Below are 22,307 nucleotides of genomic sequence, written 5' to 3'. Positions count from 1 at the left end.
GCCCGCGTCGCCCGCTCGACGGCCGCGTCGATCATCTCGGGCGGCCGGCCCGACGATGCGCGAGCGCGGCTTCCAGCCGTGGCGCGATCCCGCTCGTCACGCGTCCCGGGGTGCCGTCTCGCCGGCCACGTAGCGGGCCCACATGCCGTGCAGCGCGTCCTCGAGGTTGCGTGCGAAGCGCGACGCATCGCACAGCGGCGACGCCAGCGCGCGCTCGCGCAGCGTTGCACGCAGCGTCGCGAGCCCGTCGCGGTCGCGCGCGAACGCGACGGCCTTCGCGAGGTACGCATCCTCGTCTTCCGCGATCCAGTCGCCCATGCCCGCCGCGTGCAGCAGGCTTTCGCAAATGTGCGTGACGAACCGGCTGCCCTTCATCCCGAGCACCGGCACGCCCATCCACAGCGCTTCGGCCGTGGTCGTGCCGCCCGGGTACGGAAACGGGCTCAGCGCGATGTCGATGCGGTTATACGCGGCGAAGTACTCCGCACGCGGCGAACCGCCTTCGAGCATCAGCCGATCCGCGCCGATGCCGTGCCGCGCGAAGCGCTCGAGCGTCGCCTGGTTCACGTCGCCGGCACCGAGCTCATGGGCCTTCAGCAGCAGGCGTGCGTCCGGCAGTGCGTGCAGGATGCGCGACCACAGCGCGACGACCTCGTCGCTGATCTTGATCAGCTTGCCGAAGCAGCCGAACGTGACGCCGCCATGAGCCCCCATCGGCAGCGGGCCGACCGCGACATCGTACGGCGGCGGCGTGAAGCAAAGGTAGCTGTCCGGCAGCCGCCACGGCCGCTCGGTGAAGTGATGCGCCTCGTCGGCCGGTAGCGTATGCGCATCGCCGATGAAATAGTCGATCGCGCGGCAACCGGTCGTCGCGAAGAAACCGAGCCAGCTCGCCTGCACCGGCGCGGGCTTGTGCCCGAAGATCGGCAAGCCGCTCCAGTTGGTATGGCCTGCCATATCGATCAGGATGTCGATGCCGTCGTCGCGAATCAGTTGCGCGGCCTCCTCGCGGCCCAGGCTGACCACCTTCTTCCAGCTCGCGAAGTTCGGCCTGAGCCGCGCGGTCACGTCGTCCTCGCCGACGAAGGTCACATAGGCATGCGGCTCGATGCGCGACCGGTCGATCCGCGCGAGCACGCTTTCAAGGAAGATGCCGACCGGGTGCTGCCGCAGGTCGCCCGACACGAAGCCGACGCGCAGCGGCCGCCCCTGCGCCTGCGCGACGCGCTGCGCGCGGTCGTGCTCGAACGGATGCGCGTCGCGCTCGAGATGCTCGCCGTAGCGGCGCGCTTCAGCGACCCACTCCTGCGGCTCGAACGCGGGTGAGCTCGACATGTTGAACAGCATCCGCGAGTACGCGCGATGCAGGTCGTGCCGGATCGCCGAGCGGAACGCATCCAGCGCGCCGGCGAGATCCCCTTTCGCCCACAGGATGTCGCCGAGCGTCATCTGGACCTTCAGCGGATCGATGCCGAGCGCCCTCGCGATCTCGGTGTGCTTCATCGCCTCGTCGAGCTTCTCGAGCCGAAACAGCGCGGCGGCGAGGTTGTGATGCGCGTCGGCATCGTCCGGGTTCAAGTCGATCGCATGCCGGTGGCTCAACTCCGCGGCGGCCAGCAAGTTGAGGTTGTGATACGCGAAGCCAAGGAAGTTGTATGCGTCGGCCAGTTCGGGATCGAGCTCGATCGCACGCCGGCACACCTTCACCGCCTGCCCGTATTCGCCCTGCTGGTTGCGCAAATCGCCGAGCCACGCCCATGCCTGTGCATGCGCGGGGTCGATCGCGACCGCCTGCTCGAGCAGTTCGAGCGCCTTGTCGAAATCGCCGATGCGCTGCAGCAACCTTGCCAGCACGCAGTGCGCGTCCGCGTCGCCCGGATCGAGCCCCTCGCGCGCATGGTCGATCGCGCCTTGCAGATCGCCGGCCGCGCGCAGCGTCGCGCTCAGCCCCCGGTGCGCGACACGGAAGCCCGGTTGCAGCGCGATGGCGCGACGATAGGCATCCGCAGCATCGTCGAATTTCTCCTGCGCATGCAGCGCGTTGCCGAGATTGCAGTACGCATCCGCGTACTGCGGCTGGTGCGCGACGGCCTTGGCGTAGCTCGCGGCCGCCGCTTCGTGCTCGCCCAGGTCCTGCAGCGCGTTGCCGAGATTGTTGTACGCCTCCGCGTAACCGGGGCGCAGCTCGATCGCGCGCGCGCAGCTCTGCATCGCGGCCGCCGGCTCGCGTGCGTCACGCAACGCGTTGCCGAGGTTGTTGTGCGCCTCCGGATAGTCCGGCCGCAGCCCCACCGCGCGCCGGTAGTGCGCGATCGCGTCGTCGAGCCGGCCGCTTTCGCGCAGCATGTTGCCCAGGTTGTTGAAGTACGACGCATCCGGCCGCTCGACGAGCGATTGCTCCATCAGCGCGAGCCCCGCGTCGTACTGCTTCAGCTGGCATGCCAGCAGCCCGAGGAAATGCAGTGCATCCGGCTGGCCCGGCTGCGCGGTGAGGATCGCGTCGTACAGTGTCTTCGCTTCCGCGAGACGCCCCGCCTGATGATGCGCGAGCGCGGACTGCAGCGTGTCGTGGATATCGTTCATGCTTCCTGCTCCGGGTTCGTATAGCGTTGCCACATGGCGAGGAACGCCGCTTCGAGATGCGCCGCGAACCGGCGCGCGTCGCACAACGGCGACGCGAGCAGCTGCGCACGCAGGCTCGCGCGCAGCGCCGCGAGGCGCTCGCGATCGTGCACCGCCGCAATCGCCTTCGCGACATAGCCGTCCTCGCCGTCAGCAACCCATTCGCCCATGCCCGCCGCGTGCAGCACGCTTTCGCAGATGTGCGTGACAAAGCGCCCGCCCTTCATGCCGAGCACCGGCACACCCATCCACAGCGCTTCGGCCGTGGTCGTGCCGCCCGGGTACGGGAACGGGCTCAGCGCGACGTCGATGCGGTTGTATGCGCCCAAGTATTCCGCGCGCGGCGAACCGCCCTCGAGGATCAGCCGGTCCGCGTCGATGCCATGCCGCGCGAAGCGCGCGGCGGTCGTGTCGCGCACGCCCTCGCGACTAAGTTCGTGCGCCTTGAGCAGCAGCCGCGCGTTCGGCAGCGCGTGCAGGATGCGCGACCATGCGCGCACGACGTCGTCGCCGATCTTCACGAGCTGGCCGAAGCAACCTAACGTCGGATGGCCGCTCGCCGCCATCGGCAACGGGCCGACCTCGACGTCGCAGGCCGGCGGCGTGAAGCACAGGAAGCTGTCCGGCAGCCGCCACGGCTTCTCGACGAAGTGATGCGCTTCGGCGTCCGGCAGCGTGTAGCGGTCGCCGATGAAGTAGTCGATCGCGTCGCAGCCGGTCGATGCGAAGAAACCGAGCCAGCTCGCCTGCACCGGCGCGGGTTTCCAGCCGAACACCGGGAGCCCGCTCGACTGCGTATGGCCGGCGAGGTCGACGAGAACGTCGATTTCGTCGTCGTGAATCATCCGCGCGGCCACGTCCGGACCCAGCGCGGCGATCGAGCGCCAGCCGTTCGCGTGCGGCTTCAGTTTCGCGGTGATCGCGTCCTCCTCGTCCGTGGTCACGTACACGCGCAGGTCGATGCGCGTGCGCTCGAGGTGCGCGAGCACGCTTTCCAGGAAGATCCCGACCGGGTGCAGGCGCAGGTCGCCGGACACGAAGCCGACGCGCAGCGGCCGCCCTTGCGCGCGCGCGTCCCGCTCGCGCGGATCGTGCACATGGCGCGTCGAACGCCCGGCCAGGTGCCGGCCGTAGCGTCGCGCGTCGGCCAGATAGTCGGCGGGGCTCACGCAAGCGGACGCCGCCGCGCTGAACAGCAGCCGGTTCAGCACGGTCGCCGCCACGTCGTCGGCATCGTCGCGCACCAGCGCGAGCGCGTCGCGATAGGCCTGGACCGCGGCATCGACGTTGCCCTGCGCGCGCAGGATATCGCCGAGATTGACGTGCATCAACACGGCCGGCGGACCGGCCTGCAACGCCTGCCGGCAATACACGAGCGCCTCGTCGAGCCGCTGCAGCTTCAGCAGCACGACGGACAGGTTGTGGCATGCGCCGGCGTCCGCCGGATTGAGCGCGACGGCCATGCGATGGCTCGCTTGCGCATCCTCGAGCCGGTTCAGTCCGTGATACGCGTTGCCCGCGTGGTTATGTGCGTCGCCGAGGTTCGGCGCGAGCCGGATCGCGTCCTGCGCATGCGCGAGCGCTTCCGCGCAGCGCAGTTGCTTGTGACGCACGGCGCTCAGGTTCGCGTGAGCCATCGCCATCGACGCATCCAGCTCGATCGCGCGGCCGTAATGCGTGGCGGCGCCATCGAGGTCACCCAGGTCCTGCAGCGCGTTGCCGAGATTGTTGTACGCCTCCGCGTAACCGGGGCGCAGCTCGATCGCGCGCGCGCAGCTCTGCATCGCGGCCGCCGGCTCGCGTGCGTCACGCAACGCGTTGCCGAGGTTGTTGTGCGCCTCCGGATAGTCCGGTCGCAGCCCCACCGCGCGCCGGTAGTGCGCGATCGCGTCGTCCAGCCGGCCGCTTTCGCGCAGCATGTTGCCCAGGTTGTTGAAGTACGACGCATCCGGCCGCTCGACGAGCGATTGCTCCATCAGCGCGAGCCCCGCGTCGTACTGCTTCAGCTGGCATGCCAGCAGCCCGAGGAAATGCAGTGCATCCGGCTGGCCCGGCTGCGCGGTGAGGATCGCGTCGTACAGTGTCTTCGCTTCCGCGAGACGCCCCGCCTGATGATGCGCGAGCGCCGCCTGCAATGCCTGTCCTGTTCCGTCCATCTCGTCTGTCCTGCTCAATAGGGATGCGGTTCGCGTCGGAAGTCGATCAGCCTGCCGCCGTGCCCGATCATCACGGCCGGCGCCGCAATCCCATCGCGCGCCATCCCGACGACGGCGGCGCGGTGCTCAGCGCGAGGGACGCCATGTTCCGCTTGCCGCCAACGTGGAAAGGCCCATGCACGTCAAGTCGTGAGCGGCCTCACGCGGATGCGACGTGCTGCGCCCACATGCCGTGCAGTGCGTCCTCGAAGTGGCGCGCGAAGCGGGGCGCGTCGCACAGCGGCGACGCGAGCACCTGCGCACGCAGCGTCGTGCGCAGCGCCGCCAGCTCGGCGGGCTGGCCGACCTGCGCGACGGCCTTCGCCACATACGCGGCGTCGTCGTCCGCGATCCACTCGGGCAGCCGCGCCGAATGCAGCAGGCTCTCGGCGATGTGCGACAGGAAGCGCTCGCCGCGCCGGCACAGCACGGGCACGCCCATCCACAGCGCTTCGGCGGTCGTCGTACCGCCCGGATACGGGAACGGGCTCAGCATCAGGTCGACACGCCCGTACGCGGCCAGGTATTCGGCGCGCGGCGAGCGGCCTTCGAGGATCAGGCGCTGCGCGTCGATGCCGTGCGCCGCGAAGCGCGCGGCAAGCGCCTGCTGCTCGCGCGGATCGTCGAGATGCTCGGCCTTCACGAACAGCTTCGCGCCCGTGACCGATTGCAGCACGCGCGACCAGACCGCGACGACGTGATCGGTAATCTTCGCGAGCTTGCCGAAATAGCCGAAGGTCGGATGGCCGTTCGCGAGCATCGGCAGCGCGCCGACGTCGACAGGCTCGGCCGGCGGCGTGAAGCACAGATAGCTGTCCGGCAGATGCCACGGCCGTTCGGTGAAATGCGCGGCCTCGGCGGGCGGCAGCACGTGACGGTCGCCGATCACGTAGTCGATCGCGCCCACGCCGGTGCTCGCGAAATAACCGGGCCAGCTCGCCTGCAGCGGCGCCGGCTTCCACGCGAACAGCGGCAGGCGGTTGTAGACCGTGTGGCCCGCCGCGTCGAGCAGCACGTCGATGCGGTCCGCGCGGATACGCGCAGCCGCCGCTTCGTCGCTCAGGCCGGCGATGCTGGTCCATGTCGAGAAGGCCGGCTTGATGCGGGCGGTCACGTCGTCCTCGACGTCGCGCGTCGGGTACGCATGCATCTCGATCCGGTTCGCGTCGAGATGCTTCAGCATGCTCTCGATGAAATAGCCGACCGGATGCGACTTCAGATCGCCCGACACGATGCCGACCTTCAGCGGCCGCCCGACCCGGGGAGCCAGGTCGACGAGCCAGTCCGTCCACGGCTTCGCGCACCGCGTGACGAGTGCGTCGTAGCGCGCGGCCTCGGCGAGATAGGCGTCGTGGTCGAACGCTTCGCTGCAGTGGCTCGCGAACAGCAGGTTGCTGCGCGGCTCCGGCAGTTCGGGGCGCAGCGCGACCGCGTGCCGGTAAGCCTCGAGCGCGGCCGGAATCTCGTTCAGGTCGAACAGCGCATTCGCAAGATTGTTGTAGGCCTGGCCGTTGTCCGGCTTCAGCGCAATGGCCTGGCAGAACGCATCGACGGCCGCGCGGACGTCGCCGGCGAGCCGCAGCGCGTTGCCGAGGTTGTTGTACGCATCGACGTAGTCGGGTCGCAGCTCGATTGCGAGACGGAAGCACTCGACGGCGGCGGCGTGACGGTTGTCCGCCTGCATCACGTTGCCGAGGTTGTAGTAGTACATCGCGTCCGGCCGGATCTCGATCGCCGCCATGATCAGGTCGGATGCCTCCTGATAGCGCCCGTACTGATGGCCGATCAGGCCGAGGAGGTGAAGCGCGTCCGCGTGCCGGGGATCGGTGTCAAGGATCTGCCGGTACAGCGTCTCGGCCTCTTCCAGCCGTTCGGCCTGATGGTGCGCCAGCGCCTGTTCGATCGTGGCGGCGGCGGGGGAGGTGGGCATCATGAGCTATGTCGTCCTGGTAGCCAATACGGGATTCGAATCGCGGCCGGCGCCGCTGCGTCGGCACACGCCTTCGCCCGCGGACGCACGCACCGACGGTCTCCGACGTGTCCGAATTCTCCACGCGCACGCCGCGTTCCAATTTGGCGAGCAGGTGCTGGAATTGGTCGCTATTCCCACGACTGCAAGCCGCACCCGCGGGCGCCTCGAATTCGCGCCGGACACGCGCGCATCCATCGAAATGCGGGGTGAAACCACCCGCTAATCCGACATTCGATCCTGGCGGCGCTCGCTAGACTTGATCGTAGAAAGATGTCCGACCTGCGACGCCAGGACGGTTGCGCATTCCGATGCCACCGCGCCGACACGCGCTCGTCCGGTCACACCCTTTGTGCCTGGAGCCCTGTGTATGCACGAATCAGCGATCATCACCAACGCAGATGGCGATCAGCTCGCGGCGCGCCGCGAACTGTTCGACCTGATGCAGACCTACCCCGCGACGCGCGAGGAACTGGAACGGTCGCTCGGCCTGTTCGTGCGCGGCTCGCTCCTCGCACGCATTCTCGCGACCTTTGAGATTTATCAAAAAATCGTGCCGCTGCCGGGCGCGATCCTCGATCTCGGCACGTGGCGCGGGCAGACCGCCGTGCTGTGCGAGAACTTCCGCGCGATTCTCGAGCCGCTGAACTTCCAGCGCCGGATCCACGCATTCGATACGTTCACGGGCTACACGGGCTTCGCCGAGCACGACACGCGCGACCGCAAGCTGTTCTCCGACGGCACGTACTCGCTGTCCGGCGAGTACGCCGACCTGCTGCGCAAGCTGCTGAACCTGCACGAGCGCAGCAACGCGATGGGACACGTGCATGACAAGCACCACGTGTGGGAAGGCGACTGCCGCGACACGCTGGCGGCGTTCGACGAAGCGCATCCCGGCGAGATGGTCGCGCTCGCGTGGTTCGACCTGAACGTGATCGAGCCGACCCGGCACGCGTTCAACGCGGTGATGGAGCGGCTGGTGCCCGGCGGCGTCGTCGCGTTCTGGCAGCTCACCCGCGGCGGCCAGCTGCCCGCGGAAGGCGTCCATTACCTGCGCGACCTGCTCGGCAACCGTCCGCACCAGATCCACAAGGCTGCAGCCTATCCGTCGCTCTGCTACCTGTCATTCCCGGAAGGTGGGGGCACACGCAAATGAAAATCGCAATCCTCGGCAACGGCATTCTCGGCCTGATGACGGCTCGCGCATGGCAGCAGGCCGACGCGGGCGTCGAACTCGTGATCGTCGGCCACGCGCATCGGCCCGGCTCGGCCACGCGCGCTGCGGCGGCGATGCTCAATTCGTTCACCGAGCTGGAAGGCGACTCGCTCGGCACGCCGATCGACCGCTTCAAGTTCGAGCTGAGCCGCGGCGCGACGGCGGCCTGGCCCGCCGTATTCGCTGAAATCTGCACGCCCGAGCGCGCGGTCGCGCACGGCTTCGGCACCTTCGTGCTGAACAACGCGGCGACCGACGCGCTCGACGACGAGAACTTCGCGGCCATGCAGCGGTTCTGCCGCGAATTCGAAGAGCCCTGCGAGACGGTCGATCCGTCAGGTATCCCGAACTATCATCCGGACCCGCGCTATCGCGCGCTGAAGGCGGTCTTCCTGAAGCGCGAAGGCTGGGTCAATCCGAAACAGTTTCTCGACGCGCTGACCGCGTCGGTCGCGCAAGCCGGCAACGTGCGCTTCATCGACGCCGAGGTCGAGCGGCTCGACACCGCGGCCGGACGCGTCACCGGGGCGCGCCTGTCCGATGGCAGCGTGCTCGGCGCGGACCGCTTCATTCTCTGCAACGGCGCCAACGTGACGCGCGTGCTGCAGGCGAGCCTGCCCGATCTGCCGGTGCAGCGGATGTTCTACGGCATCGGCATGTCGATCGAACTGCAGAGCACGGAGAACGTGCACACGCACTGCGTGCGCACGACCAACCGCGGCCTCGCGTGCGGTGTGTATTCGGCGCCGTACGGGCCTGACCGGACCCTCGTCGGCGCCAGCAACTACATCAGCCCGGTGCCGCACGAGTACGGCCACGCCGGCAGCGCGTACACGCTGCTCAAGTCCGCGATGGACCAGATCAATACCCGCTTCTCGCGCGCGAACCTGGTCAACGTCAACGTCGGCTGGCGACCGACGACGTCCGACCTGTATCCGCTGTTCGGCGAAACCAGCGTGCGCGACCTGTGGATTCTCGGCGGCACCAAGCGCGACGGTTTCCACCTGTCGCCGGTGCTGTGCCGCGATCTCGTCGCGGCGATGCGCGGCGAGCCGATCGATCCGCGCTACGCGGAACTCGCGCCCGAACGCCCGCTGATCCGCAACATGACGCGCGAGGCCGCGATCGCGAAGACGGTACGCCATCAGATCAATGCCGCGTACCAGCACGACTTCGTACCGGCGCGCAATCGCATGGTCGAACAGCTTCGGAACGCGATGCGCGCGGACCTGGAGGCGCTGCACGACAAGCTGGGCGCAACGGACTGGGGCATTCCGCCCGAGCTCGTCGACATGTACCGGTACGGTCACATTCCGGCATGAGCGGTGCGACCATGAACCGCGACGCGAAGCGGGTGGCGATCGTGCAGTCCAACTACATTCCGTGGAAGGGCTACTTCGACCTGATCGCCGCCAGCGACGAGTTCATCCTCTACGACGACGCGCAGTACACGCGCCGCGACTGGCGCAACCGCAACCAGATCAAGACGCCGCAGGGCGTGCAATGGCTGAGCGTACCGGTGAAGGTGAAGGGCAAGTATCACCAGTCGATCCGCGAAACCGAAATCGACGGCGCCGACTGGGCGCCGCTGCACTGGAAGGCCCTGCAGCAGAACTACGCGCGCGCACCGCACTTCGCGCGCTATGCGGACGAGCTCGAAGCGCTCTACACCGGTCGCACCTACGGGATGCTGAGCGAGCTGAATTTCGCGATGCTGACGTGGGTCCTGCGGCAACTGGAGATCGGCACGCGCGTGTCGTCGACGTCGGACTATGCGCTCCACGGCGACCGCACCGAGAAGCTGCTGAACCTGTGCGTGCAGGCGGGCGCGTCCGAGTACCTGTCCGGCCCGGCCGCGCGCAGCTACCTCGACGAGAACCTGTTCGCCGATGCCGGCGTCGCGGTGCGCTGGTTCGACTATCCGAGCTATCCCGAGTATCCGCAGCAGTGGGGCGACTTCGTCCACGGCGTGACCGTGCTCGACGTGCTGTTCAACTGCGGTCCCGAAGCGCGTCGGTACGCGCTGACCTCGAAAGACTGAGGCGATGTCCATGAGCGAATCCCGGCATGCGAGCCTGCTGGAAGAAGTGGCCGCGTACTACAGCGCGCGGCTGGCGGAGCACGGCGCGACCGCGCGCGGCGTCGACTGGAACGGCGAAACCAGCCAGTTCCTGCGCTTCGAACAACTGACGAAGATCCTGCCCGAGTCCGGCGGCCACTCGGTGAACGACATCGGCTGCGGCTACGGCGCGCTGGTCGATTTCCTGAAGGCGCGTGCGCTACCGGACGGCTTCGCGTATGCGGGCTACGACATCTCGTCCGATATGGTCGACGCCGCGCGGCAGCGCTATCGCGAAGACGCGAACGTCGCATTTCATGTCGGCGCGGTGCCGCAGGCCGCGTCGGACTACGGGATCGCATCCGGCATCTTCAACGTCAGGCGCGGTCACGGCGACGACGCATGGCTCGACTACATCCACGCGACGCTCGACACGCTGCACGCGACGAGCCGACTGGGCTTCGCGTTCAACTGCCTGACGTCGTATTCCGATCCGCCGTTCATGCGCCCGGACCTCCTGTACTACGCGGATCCGTGCGCGCTGTTCGATCGCTGCAAGCGCCGCTATTCGCGTCACGTCGCGCTGCTGCACGACTACGGCCTGTACGAATTCACGATTCTCGTCCGCAAGGACATCTGAGCGGTGCCGCGCGCGAGCCGCGCGGCCGAACGTCCCCCTTACTGCGGAGCCTGACCATGTTCGGCCCACCCAATCTCGACGTCATTCCGTTCGGCCGCCCGTTCGTGGTCGGCAAGGAGCTCTACTACATCGCGAAAGCGGTCGAGCAGGGCGGCCTCGCCGGCGACCAGGCGTTCACGAAGCTCTGCCACCGCTGGCTGGAAGCGCGCATCGGCTGCCAGCGCGCGCTGCTCACGCACTCGTGCACGGCCGCGCTCGAGATGGCCGCGATCCTCGCCGACGTGCAGCCCGGCGACGAAGTGATCATGCCGTCCTACACGTTCGTGTCGACCGCCAACGCGTTCGTGCTGCGCGGCGCGACGCCGGTGTTCGTCGACATCCGCCGCGACACGCTGAACCTTGACGAGACGCAGATCGCCGCCGCGATCACCAAGCGCACGCGCGCGATCGTGCCGGTGCACTACGCGGGCGTCGCATGCGACATGGACGTGATCGGGCAGCTCGCGGCGGACCACGACCTGTGGGTGATCGAGGATGCCGCTCAGGCGCTGCAGTCGTCGTGGAACGGCAAGCCGCTCGGCAGCCTCGGCCACCTCGCGTGCCTCAGCTTCCACGAGACCAAGAACGTGATCTCGGGCGAAGGCGGCGCGCTGCTGGTCAACGACCCGCGCCTCGTCGAGCGCGCGGAGATCATCCGCGAGAAGGGCACCAACCGCAGTCAGTTCTTCCGCGGGCAGGTGGACAAGTACACATGGGTCGACGTCGGCTCGTCGTTCCTGCCGGGCGAGCTGATTGCGGCGTTCCTGTACGCGCAGTTCGAGCACGCGGACGTGATCACCGCGCAGCGGCGCGCGACCGTGCAGCGCTACCAGGACGCGCTGCGGCCGCTGCACGCGGACGGGCTGATCGAGTTGCCCGCGATTTCGCTCGCCGAGCGCGGCAACGGCCACATGTTCTATTTCCTCGCACGCGACCTCGCCGAACGCACCGAGCTGCTGCAGCAGATCCGCGCGGTGGGCGTGAACGCGGTGTTCCACTACGTGCCGCTGCACAGTTCGCCGGCCGGGCAGCGCTATGGGCGCTGCGGGTCCGGCATGGCGGTGACGGACCTCGTCGCCGACCGGCTCGTCCGGCTGCCGCTGTACCACGACATGACCGAAGCCGAACAGGATCGCATCCTCGACGTGGTCTTCGATTTCTACCGCACCCGATAACGATGACGACTCCCAAACCTGGCCTGGCGCACGGCGGTTCGCGCATTTTTACGCGACTCGGCCACCCGTACTACATCCTCGCGCCGAATTTCCGGCAAACCTCCGGCGGGATCCGCGCGATGCACTATCTGTGCCACGTGCTGAACCTGCTCGGCCAGGAAGCGTACGTCTGCACGCCGGTCGTGCATCCTGACCTGCGCACGCCGCCGCTGACCGACGACATCGTGCAGGCGCACGCCCGCGCGAATCGCAGCCCGATCGTCGTCTACCCGGACGTCGTCACCGGCAATCCGTTCAACGCGCGCTGCGTCGTACGCTACCTGCTGGCCGAGCCCGGCCGCATCAACGGCGAACCGATTACCCTGCAGCCGAACGACCTCATCTTCACGTTCGGGCCGTCGCTGGTGCCCGAAGAATGGAAGGCGGACCTGCTGCGCATACCGCTGGTCGACACGCGCATCTTCAACAGCGACGGTGTCGATGACGCACGCCGCAACGGCACGGCCGTCTTCATCAATCGCCACCTGCGGCGCGGCGGCACGCTGCATCCGGTCACCGCCGAGTCGATCGAAATCTCGACCCGCGTGCCGGAACGTTCGGCGCACGAACTCGCGGCGCTGTTCCGACAGGTCGAGTGCGTGTACATGTACGAATGGTCCACCGCCGTGTTCGAAGCGCTGCTGTGCGGCTGCCCGGTCGTGTGCATCATGAATGACGCGTCGCTGTCGGAGCCGACCCGGTGGGTGATGGACGGCAAGGGCATCGCGTGGGGGCTCGACGAACACGAGATCGCGCACGCGAAGGCCACCGTTCACGAAGCGCGCGGCGTCTACCTGAAGGAAGAGGACGCGTTCTGGCAGCAGCTGCAGAACTTCGTCGAGCGAACCCAGGCACACGCGGACAAGCTGGATGCGCAGGCCGTCGCGACGGGCGCCGCCGCCCAAGGACAGCCCGCGTCCGCGCCGCGCTCGTGCATCGCGGTCGTCACCGCCGAACCGGCCGACCACGCGCGCACCAGCCTGCGCTTCGCGCAGCCGTTCGCGCGGCTGGACCGCGAATGGGCACTGACGTTCCCTGTCACGCCGGCCGGCATCGATCCCGACGCGCTGCAGCGCGCTGACCTGATCGTGCTGCAGGGCGACACGCCGGGCCTGCTGTCCCCCGCCACGCTGGAACACCTGTTCTCGCTCGGCAAGCCGGTCGTCCTCGAGATCGACGCGCCGCTCGACACGCTGCTCGCCGACATCCCCGGCGCGGCCGACAACGCGCGCCGCAAGGCGGGCATCCGCAGCGCCGTGCAGCGTGCGCATGCGCTCGTCGTGCCGTCGGAAGCGCTGGTGCGGCAGTACCGTCATGTCAACGCATCGGTCCACGTGCTGCCGACCGGCGTCGATCTCGAGCGTCTGCACCGCGCGGCGCCCGGCGTGCGCGACCACGTGAACCTTGCGGTTTCCGGCACCGGTCTCGACCGCGCGCGTCTCGAGCAGGTCCGCCACGCGCTGGCCGAGCTCCGCCGCCGGTTTCCGGGGAAGCTCCGGGTGTCGTTTGTCGGCGCGGCGCTGCCGGCCGGCTGGGACCGCGAACCGGACGTCACGCTGATCGCGGAGCCTGCCCCTTACGACAGCTACGCCGACGCGCTGAAGCGCGCGGACCTCGACATCGCGCTGGTCGCGTCGCCGGTCACGTTGCGCGACGATGCGCCGCCGCGCGCATGGCTCGAATGCTCGGCGGCCGGCGCGGCCACGGTGCTCGTCGCCACGCCGGCGGAAGGTTGCTCGGTTGTCCACGGCCGCACGGGCTGGCTCGTCGCCGACACCGCCGACGCGTGGGTCGACGCGATCGCGCACCTGATCGAGCATCCGCAAACCCGCGCGCGACTCGCCGCGGCCGCGCAGGATGCGATCCGTGCGCAGCACGACATCGGCCGCAACGCCGCGCGCCACGGCGTGCTGTACGCGCGGCTGCTCGCGGAGAACCGGACGCGGGCGCCCGTCGCCGCGATTGCGGACGCCGCACCGCGCCGCAAGCGCCTGATCGTGTATTCGATCGATCCGGACGCGTGCGCGTCATCGCGAATTCGCCTCACGCTGCCGTTCGGTCTGCTGAACGACGAATGGGAACTCGTCCCGGGCATCCGGGACGGCCAGATCGACAGCAGCGTGCTGGCCACGGCCGACGCCATCCTGCTGCACCGGCTGACGCCCGGCATCCTGACCGGCAACGACCTGTATACGATCTTCAAGCATGAAAAGCCGGTGATCTACGAGACCGACGACCTGCTGACCGACCTGCCGGCCGCGCACCGGCTCGCCGCGCAAGGCGGGATGGCCCGCGCGGGGATCGAGCTCGTGCTGCGCAACGCGGACGCCGTGATCGTATCCACGCCGTTCATCGCCAGCCGCTACCGGCTGTCGCACCCGCGCGTTCACGTGCTGCCCGACAGCGTGGACTTCGACCGGTTCTACCGCCCCGTGACGGCGCGCGGCGACGACTGCGTGACGATCGGCATCGCTGGCGCGTCGCTGCGCGCCGACAACTTCGCGCTCGTCGACGCGGCGCTGCAGGCGATCTGCGCGCGCCATCCCGGCAAGGTGAAGGTGAGTTTCGTCGGCGCGGACGTCCCCCCAGGCTGGGCCGGCCACCCGGACGCCGGGTGCGAGCCCGAGCTTCACGACTACGACGCGCACGCACAACGCCTGCCGGAACGGTGCTGGGACATCGCGCTGCTGCCGCTCGCCGACCACGACTACAACGCCGGCACGAGCACGATACAGTGGCAGGAATACGCGGCGGCCGGCATCGCCTCGATCGTCAGCGACCGGCCAGCCTATCGCCTCGCGCTGCACGACAGCTGCGACGGCCTGCTGGTCCCGGATGAGCCGCAGGCCTGGGTCGATGCGCTCGACCGGCTGATCGCGAACCCGGCGCTGCGCCGCGGGCTCGCGCGCACGGCGCAGGCGAAGGTCCGCAAGCATCACGCGCTACAGCAGGCGCTGCCGCGCTATCGCCATGTGTATCAGCAGTGCATCGACAAAGGCGCTGTCGGCAACCCGCCCGGCCGGCCGGATGCGCCGATCCCCGGCGCGCTGATCCTGGACGCCGAGGGTGACCTCGACAAGGTCCGGCTGAGCCTGCAGGAAATCGCAAGGCGGCCGGAACAGGATCTGCTGGCGGTCGTGCTGACCACGTCGCAGGCGACGCTGCCCGAATGGACCGACAAGGTGCGCTACCTGCACGCGCCCGCGCACGAATACACGGCCACCGTCGAGCAGCTCTGCGCACTGCCGGCGTTCGACTGGACGCTGATCGTCGAGGCGGGCGACGGGCGTGCCGCGCAGGCACGAACGCCCGCCGATGCCGCGATCGCATAGTTCGACGCGCGCCGTGCCGCTTGCCTGACGCTGGCGGCCCGGCGCGCTATCCCGGCAGCGCGCCCGGTGCTCAGTTGCTCGAACAGCCGCCGCAACTGCTCGAGCTGCATGAGCTCGACGAACTGCACGAACTCGAACTGCTGCCGTCCCCGGCGCCGGAGTCGGACGAACCGCTCGACCCGCCGGTGTTCACGGCGACGGGCGGCGGCGCCATCAGCACGTTCGAATGCGCGGCCCACACGGTGCCGGCGAGCGCGCCGGCGCCGAACAGCGCGGCCGTCCACAAAAGCCCGTCCGGCGTCGCGCGGTCGCCCCGGCGTTCGTCGCGGTGCGCGGCGAGCGCCGCCTCGCCGCCGCGCGTCATGCCGCCGCGCCCGAAGCCGGGCAGGCGTCCGACCATGAAATGGTACGCGACCATGAACGCCGCCATGAAAATCATCAGCAGCAACACGGGCCGGCCGCGGGTCAGGCCGACCGCGAGCTTCGCCGCGCCCGCGCCGAACACGAGCAGCAGGATCGCGTGCGCGGCCATCCGCGTCGCCCGCATCTCGCCCGGCGCCCAGAGCCAGCCTTTGCGCTGCAACGCTGCGGCGCAGTCGGCTTCGCGCCACGCGAGACGCTGACCGAACGCGTGGCAGCTCGTCTCGCCGCCAGGTTGCCTCCTCAGCCATTCCCAATCGGCGCCATAAGCGCCTGCATGTCGCGGATCGTCGATCCGCACCCGCGCGCCGTGGACCTTGCTCATCCGCAGCTCGATCGCACCGGCATGCGCGAGCGACAGCATCGCGACCTGCGCCATCCGCGCGCCGCCGCCCGCGAGATACGCCGCTTCCTCCGCGCTCAGGTCGGGCGACGATTCGGGGGCACGCGTTCCCCACGCACGGTGACGGTATTCGATCCACTGCAGGCCGGCGATCAGCAGCAGCGCGGCGATGCAGAGCGGCACGTAGAACAATCCGAGAAAGTCCGGCCCAGAGAAGTCCAGCACATTGAAATCGCTCGCGCTCGCGCAGGTCGCCGCGACGCTGATCGCCGCCGTTGGCCACGCGAACTTCGCGAAGCGCCGCCAGAGTCGCGGGCGCGCGGCGGGCGCGCTCGAAGGGCCGTCGCGCAGTGCCGCGCGCTGCACCGGGGCGTCGGCGGGCACGGCCGGCTCGGCCACGGGGCGCGGCCATATCGCTTCGGGCGGCTCGCAGCCGAACAGCCTGCGGTAGCTGTCGAGCGTCTGCCGGTAGTGCCACGCGTACTGCGCGGCCTCGCCGGGCGCGCCCGCGCCCGGCACGTGATGCAGCGGCGCGCGCAGCACGTCGGCACAGAACACGTCCCAGTATTCGCGCGTGTATTGCAGGTGCAGGTGCCATGCGGCGTCCACCGCGACCGACGGCGTGACCGGATGGCCGGTTACCTGCGCGAGGAACGCGAAGCGCTTGTATTCGTCGATTACGGCCAGCGCGTGGTCATGCGACCAGCCTTCGGCTTCGGCAAGACGCCGGCTGTACGGCAGCGGCGCGTGCGGATCGTCGGGGGAATATGCGCGCAGACGCGCGAGCAGCGCCTGCTGCGCATCGGTCAGCGCGCAGGCAGCGACTGCGGTCGAGGTGGATGGAATGGCAGCCATCGGAGTCGGCGCGATGCGCGGACGGCCGCCGCGATCGACGCTTGGAGTTGTCGGTGCGGGCGATTCTCGCACAATGGGAAAGCGGGGGAAGCGGTGCGGAAGATGGCGATGCGATACCGTGGGGTGACGCTACGCTTGGCGATTTCAGGAAAACGGATTGGGGAATTCGACGCCTGGAATCAGGCTATTTGGCGCGCCCGGCTGGGATCGAACCAGCAACCCCTGCCTTCGGAGGGCAGTACTCTATCCATTGAGCTACGGGCGCGTGAGACAGTGAAGCGACCCCATATACAGGCCGCCCACGATTGGCAAGACGGCAAGGATACCCGGTTTCCCGAGAAGCGTCCACCTTGCCCGTCGAATCGCCGCCGGACGGCCCTGCGTGCGGGTAAACACGCGCCATCGCGCCGCTCGCCGTGATGTAAACGTTCCGTCTATAATCGTCCGTGCTTCATTGGACTGCCATTTTGCCGTTGCACCGCGCTCACAATTCCTATTCACGGAGACGAGGCAAGCATGAGCGAAGCACCCCACGAATCTCCCGTCAAAACCCCCGGGCAGCTGATTGCCGTCATCATCGCGTCGTTCGCGATTCCGATCGTCCTGATCGTCCTGTTCGCCAATTACGCGAACCATGCATTCCGTTCCGGCGCCGGCACCGACGCGCTATCCGACCAGCAGGTCGCCGCCCGTATCGCGCCGATCGCGAAGGTCGACGTGAAGGACGCCAACGCGCCCCGCACGTACAAGACCGGCGAGGAAGTCTACAAGGCCGTCTGCGTGACCTGCCACGGCACCGGCGCCGCCGGCGCGCCGAAGTTCGGCAACAAGGACGACTGGGCGCCGCGCATCTCGCAAGGCTTCGACACGCTGCTGAAGACGGCCCTCGCGGGCAAGGGCGCGATGCCGGCGCGCGGCGGCACGAGCCCCGACGACGTCAGCGACTATGAAATCGCCCGCGCGATCGTCTACATGGCGAACAACGACGGCGCGAACTTCCCCGAACCGGCCGCGCCGGCCGCCAACGCGGCGCAGCCCGCCAGCGGCGCGCCCGCGTCGGGCGCCGACGCATCGAACGCGCAGGCCGCCGCGGCCATGGCCGCGATCGCCGCGATCCCGAAGGCCGGCGAAAAGCCCGCGGCCGCCCCGGCCGGCGCCGATGCGGCAACGGCCGGCAAGGCGCTGTACGCGTCGACCTGCCAGGCCTGCCATGCGGCCGGCGTGCTCGGCGCACCGAAGTTCGGCAGCAAGGAAGACTGGGCGCCGCGCCTGAAGGAATCGATGGATACGGTCTACAACTACGCGCTGCACGGCAAGGGCGCGATGCCGCCGAAGGGCGGGTCGAACGCGTCGGATGCCGACGTGAAGGCGGCCGTCGACTACATGGTCAACGCGGCGAAGTAACGCGCCCGCACGGCCGTCCGTAAAAAACCCCCGCGACGCACGCGCATCGCGGGGGTTTCGTTTTGGGGTTGCCGGTTCGGCGCGCCATCGTGCTCGCGGCAGCGCCGCCGCGTCACTTCTGCAGCAATGCCTTCAGGCTCGCGAGCCGGTCCTTCGGCGACATCGGCGCTTCTTCCGGCGTCGGCGGCGGCGCTTCGTCGAGCCCCATCTCCGGGATGAAGCGCGACGGTTCGCACACGACCGTCTCGCGCGCCCGCTTGCGCTTCTTGCACCAGTTCAGGTGCAGGCTGCGCTGCGCGCGCGTGATCGCGACGTACATCAGCCGGCGCTCCTCCTCGATCCGCTCGTTGTCGATCGGGCCGTCGTCCTCGCTGCCGCCGCGGTGCGGCATGATGCCTTCCTCGACGCCGACCAGGAACACGTGCGGATACTCGAGCCCCTTCGACGCATGGACGGTCGACAGCCGCACGGCGTCCGGATCCTCGTCCTTGCCTTCGAGCATCGACATCAGCGCGACGGTCTGGATCAGCCCGAGCAGGTTCTTGCCCGTATCGGCGAGCCCGTCCGCGTTGTGGAAGCCGTCGGCCTCGCCGTCGACGGCCTCCGTCTCGGGCTTGGTGCCCTTGCGCTTCAGCCATTCGAGGAATTCGAGCACGTTCTGCCACTTCGACTGCGCCTGCCGCTCGTCGAACGCGTCGTACAGGTACGCCTCGTAGTGGATCGCCTCCATCATGTCGTCGAGCACGACGGTCGCGGGCTCCTTGTCCGCGCGCTCGGTCAGGCGCTGGATGAAGTCGCAGAACATCCGCAGCGGCTCGACCTGGCGCGCCGACAGCCGCGCCTCGATGCCGCCCATGTACACGGCCTCGAACAGCGACACCTTCGCCTGCCCCGCGAACGAGCCGAGCGCCTCGAGTGTCGTGTTGCCGATGCCGCGGCGCGGCGTGGTGACGGCGCGGATGAACGCGGGATCGTCGTCGGCGTTCGCGATCAGCCGCAAGTACGCGCACAGATCCTTGATCTCGGCCTTGTCGAAGAACGACTGGCCGCCCGACAGCACGTACGGGATCCGCTCGCGCCGCAGCACCTGCTCGAAGATGCGTGCCTGGAAGTTGCCGCGATACAGGATCGCGTAGTCGCGGAACTGCGCGCGCCGCTCGAACTTGTGCGCGGACAGCCGGAACACGACCGATTCGGCCTCGTGCTCCTCGTCGTTGCACGCCGTGACGGTGATCGAGTCGCCCATCCCGTGCTCGGACCACAGCTTCTTCTCGAACAGCTTCGGGTTGTTCGCGATCACGTTGTTCGCGGCGGTCAGGATTCGCACCGTCGACCGGTAGTTCTGCTCGAGCTTGATCACGTGCAGCTTCGGGAAATCCTTGCCCAGCTGCGCGAGGTTCTCGAGCGTCGCGCCGCGCCAGCCGTAGATCGCCTGATCGTCGTCGCCGACCGCCGTGAACGCGGCGCGCGGGCCCGCGAGCTGCTTCAGCAGCTCGTACTGGCACGCATTGGTGTCCTGGTACTCGTCGATCAGCAGGTAGCGCAGCTTGTTCTGCCAGCGGTCGCGCACCGGCTCGTTCTTCGCGAACAGCTCGGCGGGCAGGCGGATCAGGTCGTCGAAGTCGACCGCCTGGTACGCATGCAGCGTCGCCACGTAGTTGCGGTAGACCAGCGCGGCCTGGTGCTCGTCCTCGTTGGCCGCGATCGCCATCGCCTCGTCGGGCATGATCAGGCCGTTCTTCCACAGCGAGATGATGCTCTGGATCTTGCGGATCAGCCCCTTGTCGGTCGTGCCGAGCTGCTCCTGGATCATCCCGAAGCAGTCGTCCGAATCCATGATCGAGAACTGCGGCTTCAGGCCGACGTGCTCGGCCTCCTGGCGCAGGATCTGCACGCCCAGCGAGTGGAACGTGCAGACGGTGAGCTGGTTGACCGGCACCTTGCGGCCTTCCTTGCCGGGCGTGGTGAGCGTCTTGCCTTCCAGCAGCTTCGACACGCGCTCGCGCATTTCGGCGGCCGCCTTGTTCGTGAACGTGACGGCGGCGATATGGCGCGGCTCGAAGCCTTTCGCTTCGATCAGGTGCGCGATCTTCTGCGTGATCACGCGAGTCTTGCCGCTGCCCGCGCCGGCGAGCACGAGACAGGGACCGTCGAGGTAGCGCACCGCTTCATTCTGAGCGGGATTGAGGCCTGCGGACATGATGGCGGATGGTGTTGCTGGTTGACGGCGGAATGCCGGGAGGATGCCGTACGCGACAGGCTGGCGAAGCAGGCGGACACGCGGGCAGGACGCGCATGTTAACACGTCGGCGGCGCGTGTTTCGGGCGCGCGGCCGGACGGGCGCGCGCAGGCTTGCCGAGCGGGCGCCCCCTGTCCGTTCGGCGGGGTCGTGCCTGTCCGCTCGGCCAATCTGGCCCCGTCCGCGCGGCGATCGGACACAATACGCACTCCCCCGGCACCACCCGCGCCGGCCCGCTTCAATTCGCCTGAACCGTCACCGGATCGACCTCATGGGATACCCGTTCGCCATCGCCGCCCTCGGCCCGCTGCTGTTCGCGCAGGGGCGCTACGTGCGCCGCGTCACGCCGCGGCTGCCCGAGGCGGCCGGCCCGCGCGACGGCGTCGCCGGCGGCGGCCCGCCGCTGAGCGTGCTGGCGGTCGGCGATTCGGCCGCCGCGGCTTGCCGCGCGGCGCGCGGCGCAGAAAGCCGCGAGCGGAGCCGAGGGCCGAAAGCCGAAAGCCGAAAGCCGGATAGTCGCGCGCATGGCGCCCGGTCCCGCGCAAACGCCCGCACCCCTTGCGCAGTTGCCGCATCGCCTCGCGCGTTTCGCCCGACGCGTCTGTGCAAGCCGCGGCGCCATGCCAAAATAGCCAGTCGTCTTCGCGCCGCTCCGGCGCGCCATCCTTTAGTTTCCTTCGCAGCCAGGAATTGCCATGTCGTCATTGCTCAGGATTGGTTTGATGGGTTTCGGTTTCGCCGGCGCGACGTTCCACGCGCCCGTGATCGCCACGAGCGGCCGCACTGAAGTCGCCGCGATCGCGACGGGTCAGTCCGATCGCGCGCACGCCGCGTATCCGGGCGCGCGCATCGTCCCCGATCTCGACACGCTGCTCGGCCTCGACGATATCGAGTGCGTGGTGATCGCCACGCCGAACGACACGCACTTCACGCTCGCACGCCAGGTGCTCGAAGCGGGCCGCCACGTGGTCGTCGACAAGCCGGTCACGCTCACCGCCGACGAGGCGCTCGCGCTCGCGCGGCTCGCGAACGCGCGCAGCCGGCTGTTCGCGCCGTTCCACAACCGCCGCTGGGACGGCGATTTCCTCACCGTGCGCCGCGTCGTCGAATCGGGCGAGTTGGGCCGCGTCACCTACTTCGCGTCGCACTTCGACCGCTTCCGGCCGACGCCGCGCACGCGCTGGCGCGAGGAGCCGGCCCGCGGCGGCGGCCTGCTGCTCGACCTCGGCCCGCACCTGATCGACCAGGCGCTCGCGCTGTTCGGCACACCGGACACGGTGAGCGCCACCGTCAAGACGCGCCGCGACAACGGCACGGCGCCCGATTTCGTGCACCTGCTGCTCGGCTATCCGGACAAGGACATCGCGCTGCATGCAAGCGCGCTGGCGGCGATCGAGCCCGCGCGGTTCACGCTGCACGGCACGCGCGGCAGCTATCAGAAGTTCGGGCTCGACACGCAGGAAGACCAGCTCAAGGCCGGCCTCACCGCGGACGACGTCGAATTCGGCGGCGGCAACCCGCCCGGCCTGCTGCGCGTGCTCGACGGCGACCTTGAAGTCGAACGTCCGGTACCGACGCTCGACGGCCAGTACGCGGAGTTCTACCGCGCGCTCGCCGCGTCGATCCGCGACGGCGCGCCGTTCCCCGTCACCGCGCAGGACGCGGTCGACGTGATGACGATCATCGAGCTCGCCGCGCAGAGCGAACACGACGGCCGCCGGGTGCCGTTCGTGCGCCGTACCGTCTGATGGCCGCCGGC

The 22,307-nt window shown here is 68.8% G+C and carries 14 protein-coding genes, 1 tRNA gene and 1 pseudogene; 10 read left to right on the top strand and 6 right to left on the bottom strand.

What is annotated here, in order from left to right:
* Nucleotides 1-96: 96 nt before the first annotated feature.
* From CFB49_RS00775 to CFB49_RS00765, 3 genes are all read right to left on the bottom strand, one after another.
* A complete protein-coding gene (locus tag CFB49_RS00775) occupies nucleotides 97-2,583 on the bottom strand; it encodes a tetratricopeptide repeat protein (RefSeq protein WP_089490545.1) in 2,487 nt (828 codons plus the stop codon).
* Nucleotides 2,580-4,778 (bottom strand): O-linked N-acetylglucosamine transferase family protein, encoded by a 2,199-nt coding sequence (locus tag CFB49_RS00770; protein WP_089490544.1) that lies wholly within the window; start codon nucleotides 4,776-4,778, stop codon nucleotides 2,580-2,582. The genes CFB49_RS00775 and CFB49_RS00770 overlap by 4 nt, the downstream gene beginning before the upstream one ends.
* 199 nt (nucleotides 4,779-4,977) lie before the next feature.
* Nucleotides 4,978-6,750: an O-linked N-acetylglucosamine transferase, SPINDLY family protein gene (locus CFB49_RS00765; RefSeq protein ID WP_089434373.1), complete on the bottom strand. Its 1,773-nt coding sequence runs from the start codon at nucleotides 6,748-6,750 to the stop codon at nucleotides 4,978-4,980.
* On the opposite strand from CFB49_RS00765, the gene CFB49_RS35415 reads away from it, so the two are divergent.
* From CFB49_RS35415 to CFB49_RS00735, 7 genes are all read left to right on the top strand, one after another.
* Nucleotides 6,749-7,012, top strand: a complete 264-nt coding sequence (locus CFB49_RS35415) for a hypothetical protein (protein ID WP_124504389.1) — start codon at nucleotides 6,749-6,751, stop codon at nucleotides 7,010-7,012. The genes CFB49_RS00765 and CFB49_RS35415 overlap by 2 nt on opposite strands.
* A 144-nt stretch (nucleotides 7,013-7,156) precedes the next feature.
* Nucleotides 7,157-7,942, top strand: a complete 786-nt coding sequence (locus CFB49_RS00760) for a TylF/MycF/NovP-related O-methyltransferase (RefSeq protein ID WP_089490543.1) — start codon at nucleotides 7,157-7,159, stop codon at nucleotides 7,940-7,942.
* Nucleotides 7,939-9,324 carry an NAD(P)/FAD-dependent oxidoreductase gene (locus tag CFB49_RS00755; RefSeq protein ID WP_089490542.1) on the top strand — a complete coding sequence of 462 codons (1,386 nt, stop codon included), beginning with the start codon at nucleotides 7,939-7,941 and terminating at the stop codon, nucleotides 9,322-9,324. Before CFB49_RS00760 ends, CFB49_RS00755 begins: the two co-directional genes overlap by 4 nt.
* Nucleotides 9,321-10,043, top strand: a complete 723-nt coding sequence (locus CFB49_RS00750; RefSeq protein WP_089434369.1) for a WbqC family protein — start codon at nucleotides 9,321-9,323, stop codon at nucleotides 10,041-10,043. Before CFB49_RS00755 ends, CFB49_RS00750 begins: the two co-directional genes overlap by 4 nt.
* 10 nt (nucleotides 10,044-10,053) lie before the next feature.
* Nucleotides 10,054-10,701 (top strand): class I SAM-dependent methyltransferase, encoded by a 648-nt coding sequence (locus CFB49_RS00745; protein ID WP_069618720.1) that lies wholly within the window; start codon nucleotides 10,054-10,056, stop codon nucleotides 10,699-10,701.
* Between the two features lie 56 nt (nucleotides 10,702-10,757).
* Nucleotides 10,758-11,915, top strand: a complete 1,158-nt coding sequence (rffA, locus tag CFB49_RS00740) for a dTDP-4-amino-4,6-dideoxygalactose transaminase (protein WP_089434367.1) — start codon at nucleotides 10,758-10,760, stop codon at nucleotides 11,913-11,915.
* Between the two features lie 2 nt (nucleotides 11,916-11,917).
* Nucleotides 11,918-15,286, top strand: a complete 3,369-nt coding sequence (locus CFB49_RS00735; RefSeq protein WP_089490541.1) for a glycosyltransferase — start codon at nucleotides 11,918-11,920, stop codon at nucleotides 15,284-15,286.
* Between the two features lie 70 nt (nucleotides 15,287-15,356).
* Here CFB49_RS00735 and CFB49_RS00730 read toward each other — a convergent pair whose 3' ends face one another.
* Nucleotides 15,357-16,904, bottom strand: a complete 1,548-nt coding sequence (locus tag CFB49_RS00730; protein WP_089490540.1) for a TIGR04222 domain-containing membrane protein — start codon at nucleotides 16,902-16,904, stop codon at nucleotides 15,357-15,359.
* A gap of 189 nt (nucleotides 16,905-17,093) precedes the next feature.
* Nucleotides 17,094-17,169, bottom strand: a tRNA-Arg gene (locus CFB49_RS00725).
* A gap of 251 nt (nucleotides 17,170-17,420) precedes the next feature.
* Between CFB49_RS00725 and CFB49_RS00720 the strand changes: the two genes are divergently transcribed.
* Nucleotides 17,421-18,308, top strand: a complete 888-nt coding sequence (locus CFB49_RS00720) for a c-type cytochrome (protein WP_050015913.1) — start codon at nucleotides 17,421-17,423, stop codon at nucleotides 18,306-18,308.
* A gap of 112 nt (nucleotides 18,309-18,420) precedes the next feature.
* Here the strand turns inward: CFB49_RS00720 and CFB49_RS00715 are convergent, their stop codons facing one another.
* Complete coding sequence (locus CFB49_RS00715) at nucleotides 18,421-20,508, bottom strand: UvrD-helicase domain-containing protein (protein WP_089490539.1); 2,088 nt, start codon at nucleotides 20,506-20,508, stop codon at nucleotides 18,421-18,423.
* Nucleotides 20,509-20,819: 311 nt separating this feature from the next.
* Here CFB49_RS00715 and CFB49_RS00710 point away from each other — a divergent pair.
* Together CFB49_RS00710 and CFB49_RS00705 are read left to right on the top strand one after the other, a co-directional pair.
* A pseudogene (locus tag CFB49_RS00710) lies at nucleotides 20,820-21,002 on the top strand (SGNH/GDSL hydrolase family protein); the annotation flags it as partial.
* Between the two features lie 241 nt (nucleotides 21,003-21,243).
* Nucleotides 21,244-22,296: an oxidoreductase gene (locus CFB49_RS00705; protein ID WP_089490538.1), complete on the top strand. Its 1,053-nt coding sequence runs from the start codon at nucleotides 21,244-21,246 to the stop codon at nucleotides 22,294-22,296.
* The last annotated feature ends 11 nt before the right edge of the window (nucleotides 22,297-22,307 follow it).

The organism is Burkholderia sp. AU17457, assembly GCF_002223255.1.
Taxonomy (GTDB): Bacteria; Pseudomonadota; Gammaproteobacteria; order Burkholderiales; family Burkholderiaceae; genus Burkholderia; species Burkholderia sola.
The sequence above is the reverse complement of the archived record's forward strand: the minus strand, read 5'-3'. Positions and strand labels throughout refer to the sequence as shown.

What these genes read in the sequence shown, in the direction of transcription:
- CFB49_RS00770 (WP_089490544.1), bottom strand. Translation starts at nt 4,778, where the DNA reads ATGGACGGAACAGGACAGGCATTGCAGGCGGCGCTCGCGCATCATCAG.
- CFB49_RS00750 (WP_089434369.1), top strand. Translation starts at nt 9,321, where the DNA reads ATGAGCGGTGCGACCATGAACCGCGACGCGAAGCGGGTGGCGATCGTG.
- CFB49_RS00720 (WP_050015913.1), top strand. Translation starts at nt 17,421, where the DNA reads ATGAGCGAAGCACCCCACGAATCTCCCGTCAAAACCCCCGGGCAGCTG.
- CFB49_RS00755 (WP_089490542.1), top strand. Translation starts at nt 7,939, where the DNA reads ATGAAAATCGCAATCCTCGGCAACGGCATTCTCGGCCTGATGACGGCT.
- CFB49_RS00735 (WP_089490541.1), top strand. Translation starts at nt 11,918, where the DNA reads ATGACGACTCCCAAACCTGGCCTGGCGCACGGCGGTTCGCGCATTTTT.
- CFB49_RS00745 (WP_069618720.1), top strand. Translation starts at nt 10,054, where the DNA reads ATGAGCGAATCCCGGCATGCGAGCCTGCTGGAAGAAGTGGCCGCGTAC.
- CFB49_RS00715 (WP_089490539.1), bottom strand. Translation starts at nt 20,508, where the DNA reads ATGTCCGCAGGCCTCAATCCCGCTCAGAATGAAGCGGTGCGCTACCTC.
- CFB49_RS00765 (WP_089434373.1), bottom strand. Translation starts at nt 6,750, where the DNA reads ATGATGCCCACCTCCCCCGCCGCCGCCACGATCGAACAGGCGCTGGCG.
- CFB49_RS00730 (WP_089490540.1), bottom strand. Translation starts at nt 16,904, where the DNA reads ATGGCTGCCATTCCATCCACCTCGACCGCAGTCGCTGCCTGCGCGCTG.
- CFB49_RS35415 (WP_124504389.1), top strand. Translation starts at nt 6,749, where the DNA reads ATGAGCTATGTCGTCCTGGTAGCCAATACGGGATTCGAATCGCGGCCG.
- CFB49_RS00705 (WP_089490538.1), top strand. Translation starts at nt 21,244, where the DNA reads ATGTCGTCATTGCTCAGGATTGGTTTGATGGGTTTCGGTTTCGCCGGC.
- CFB49_RS00775 (WP_089490545.1), bottom strand. Translation starts at nt 2,583, where the DNA reads ATGAACGATATCCACGACACGCTGCAGTCCGCGCTCGCGCATCATCAG.
- rffA (WP_089434367.1), top strand. Translation starts at nt 10,758, where the DNA reads ATGTTCGGCCCACCCAATCTCGACGTCATTCCGTTCGGCCGCCCGTTC.
- CFB49_RS00760 (WP_089490543.1), top strand. Translation starts at nt 7,157, where the DNA reads ATGCACGAATCAGCGATCATCACCAACGCAGATGGCGATCAGCTCGCG.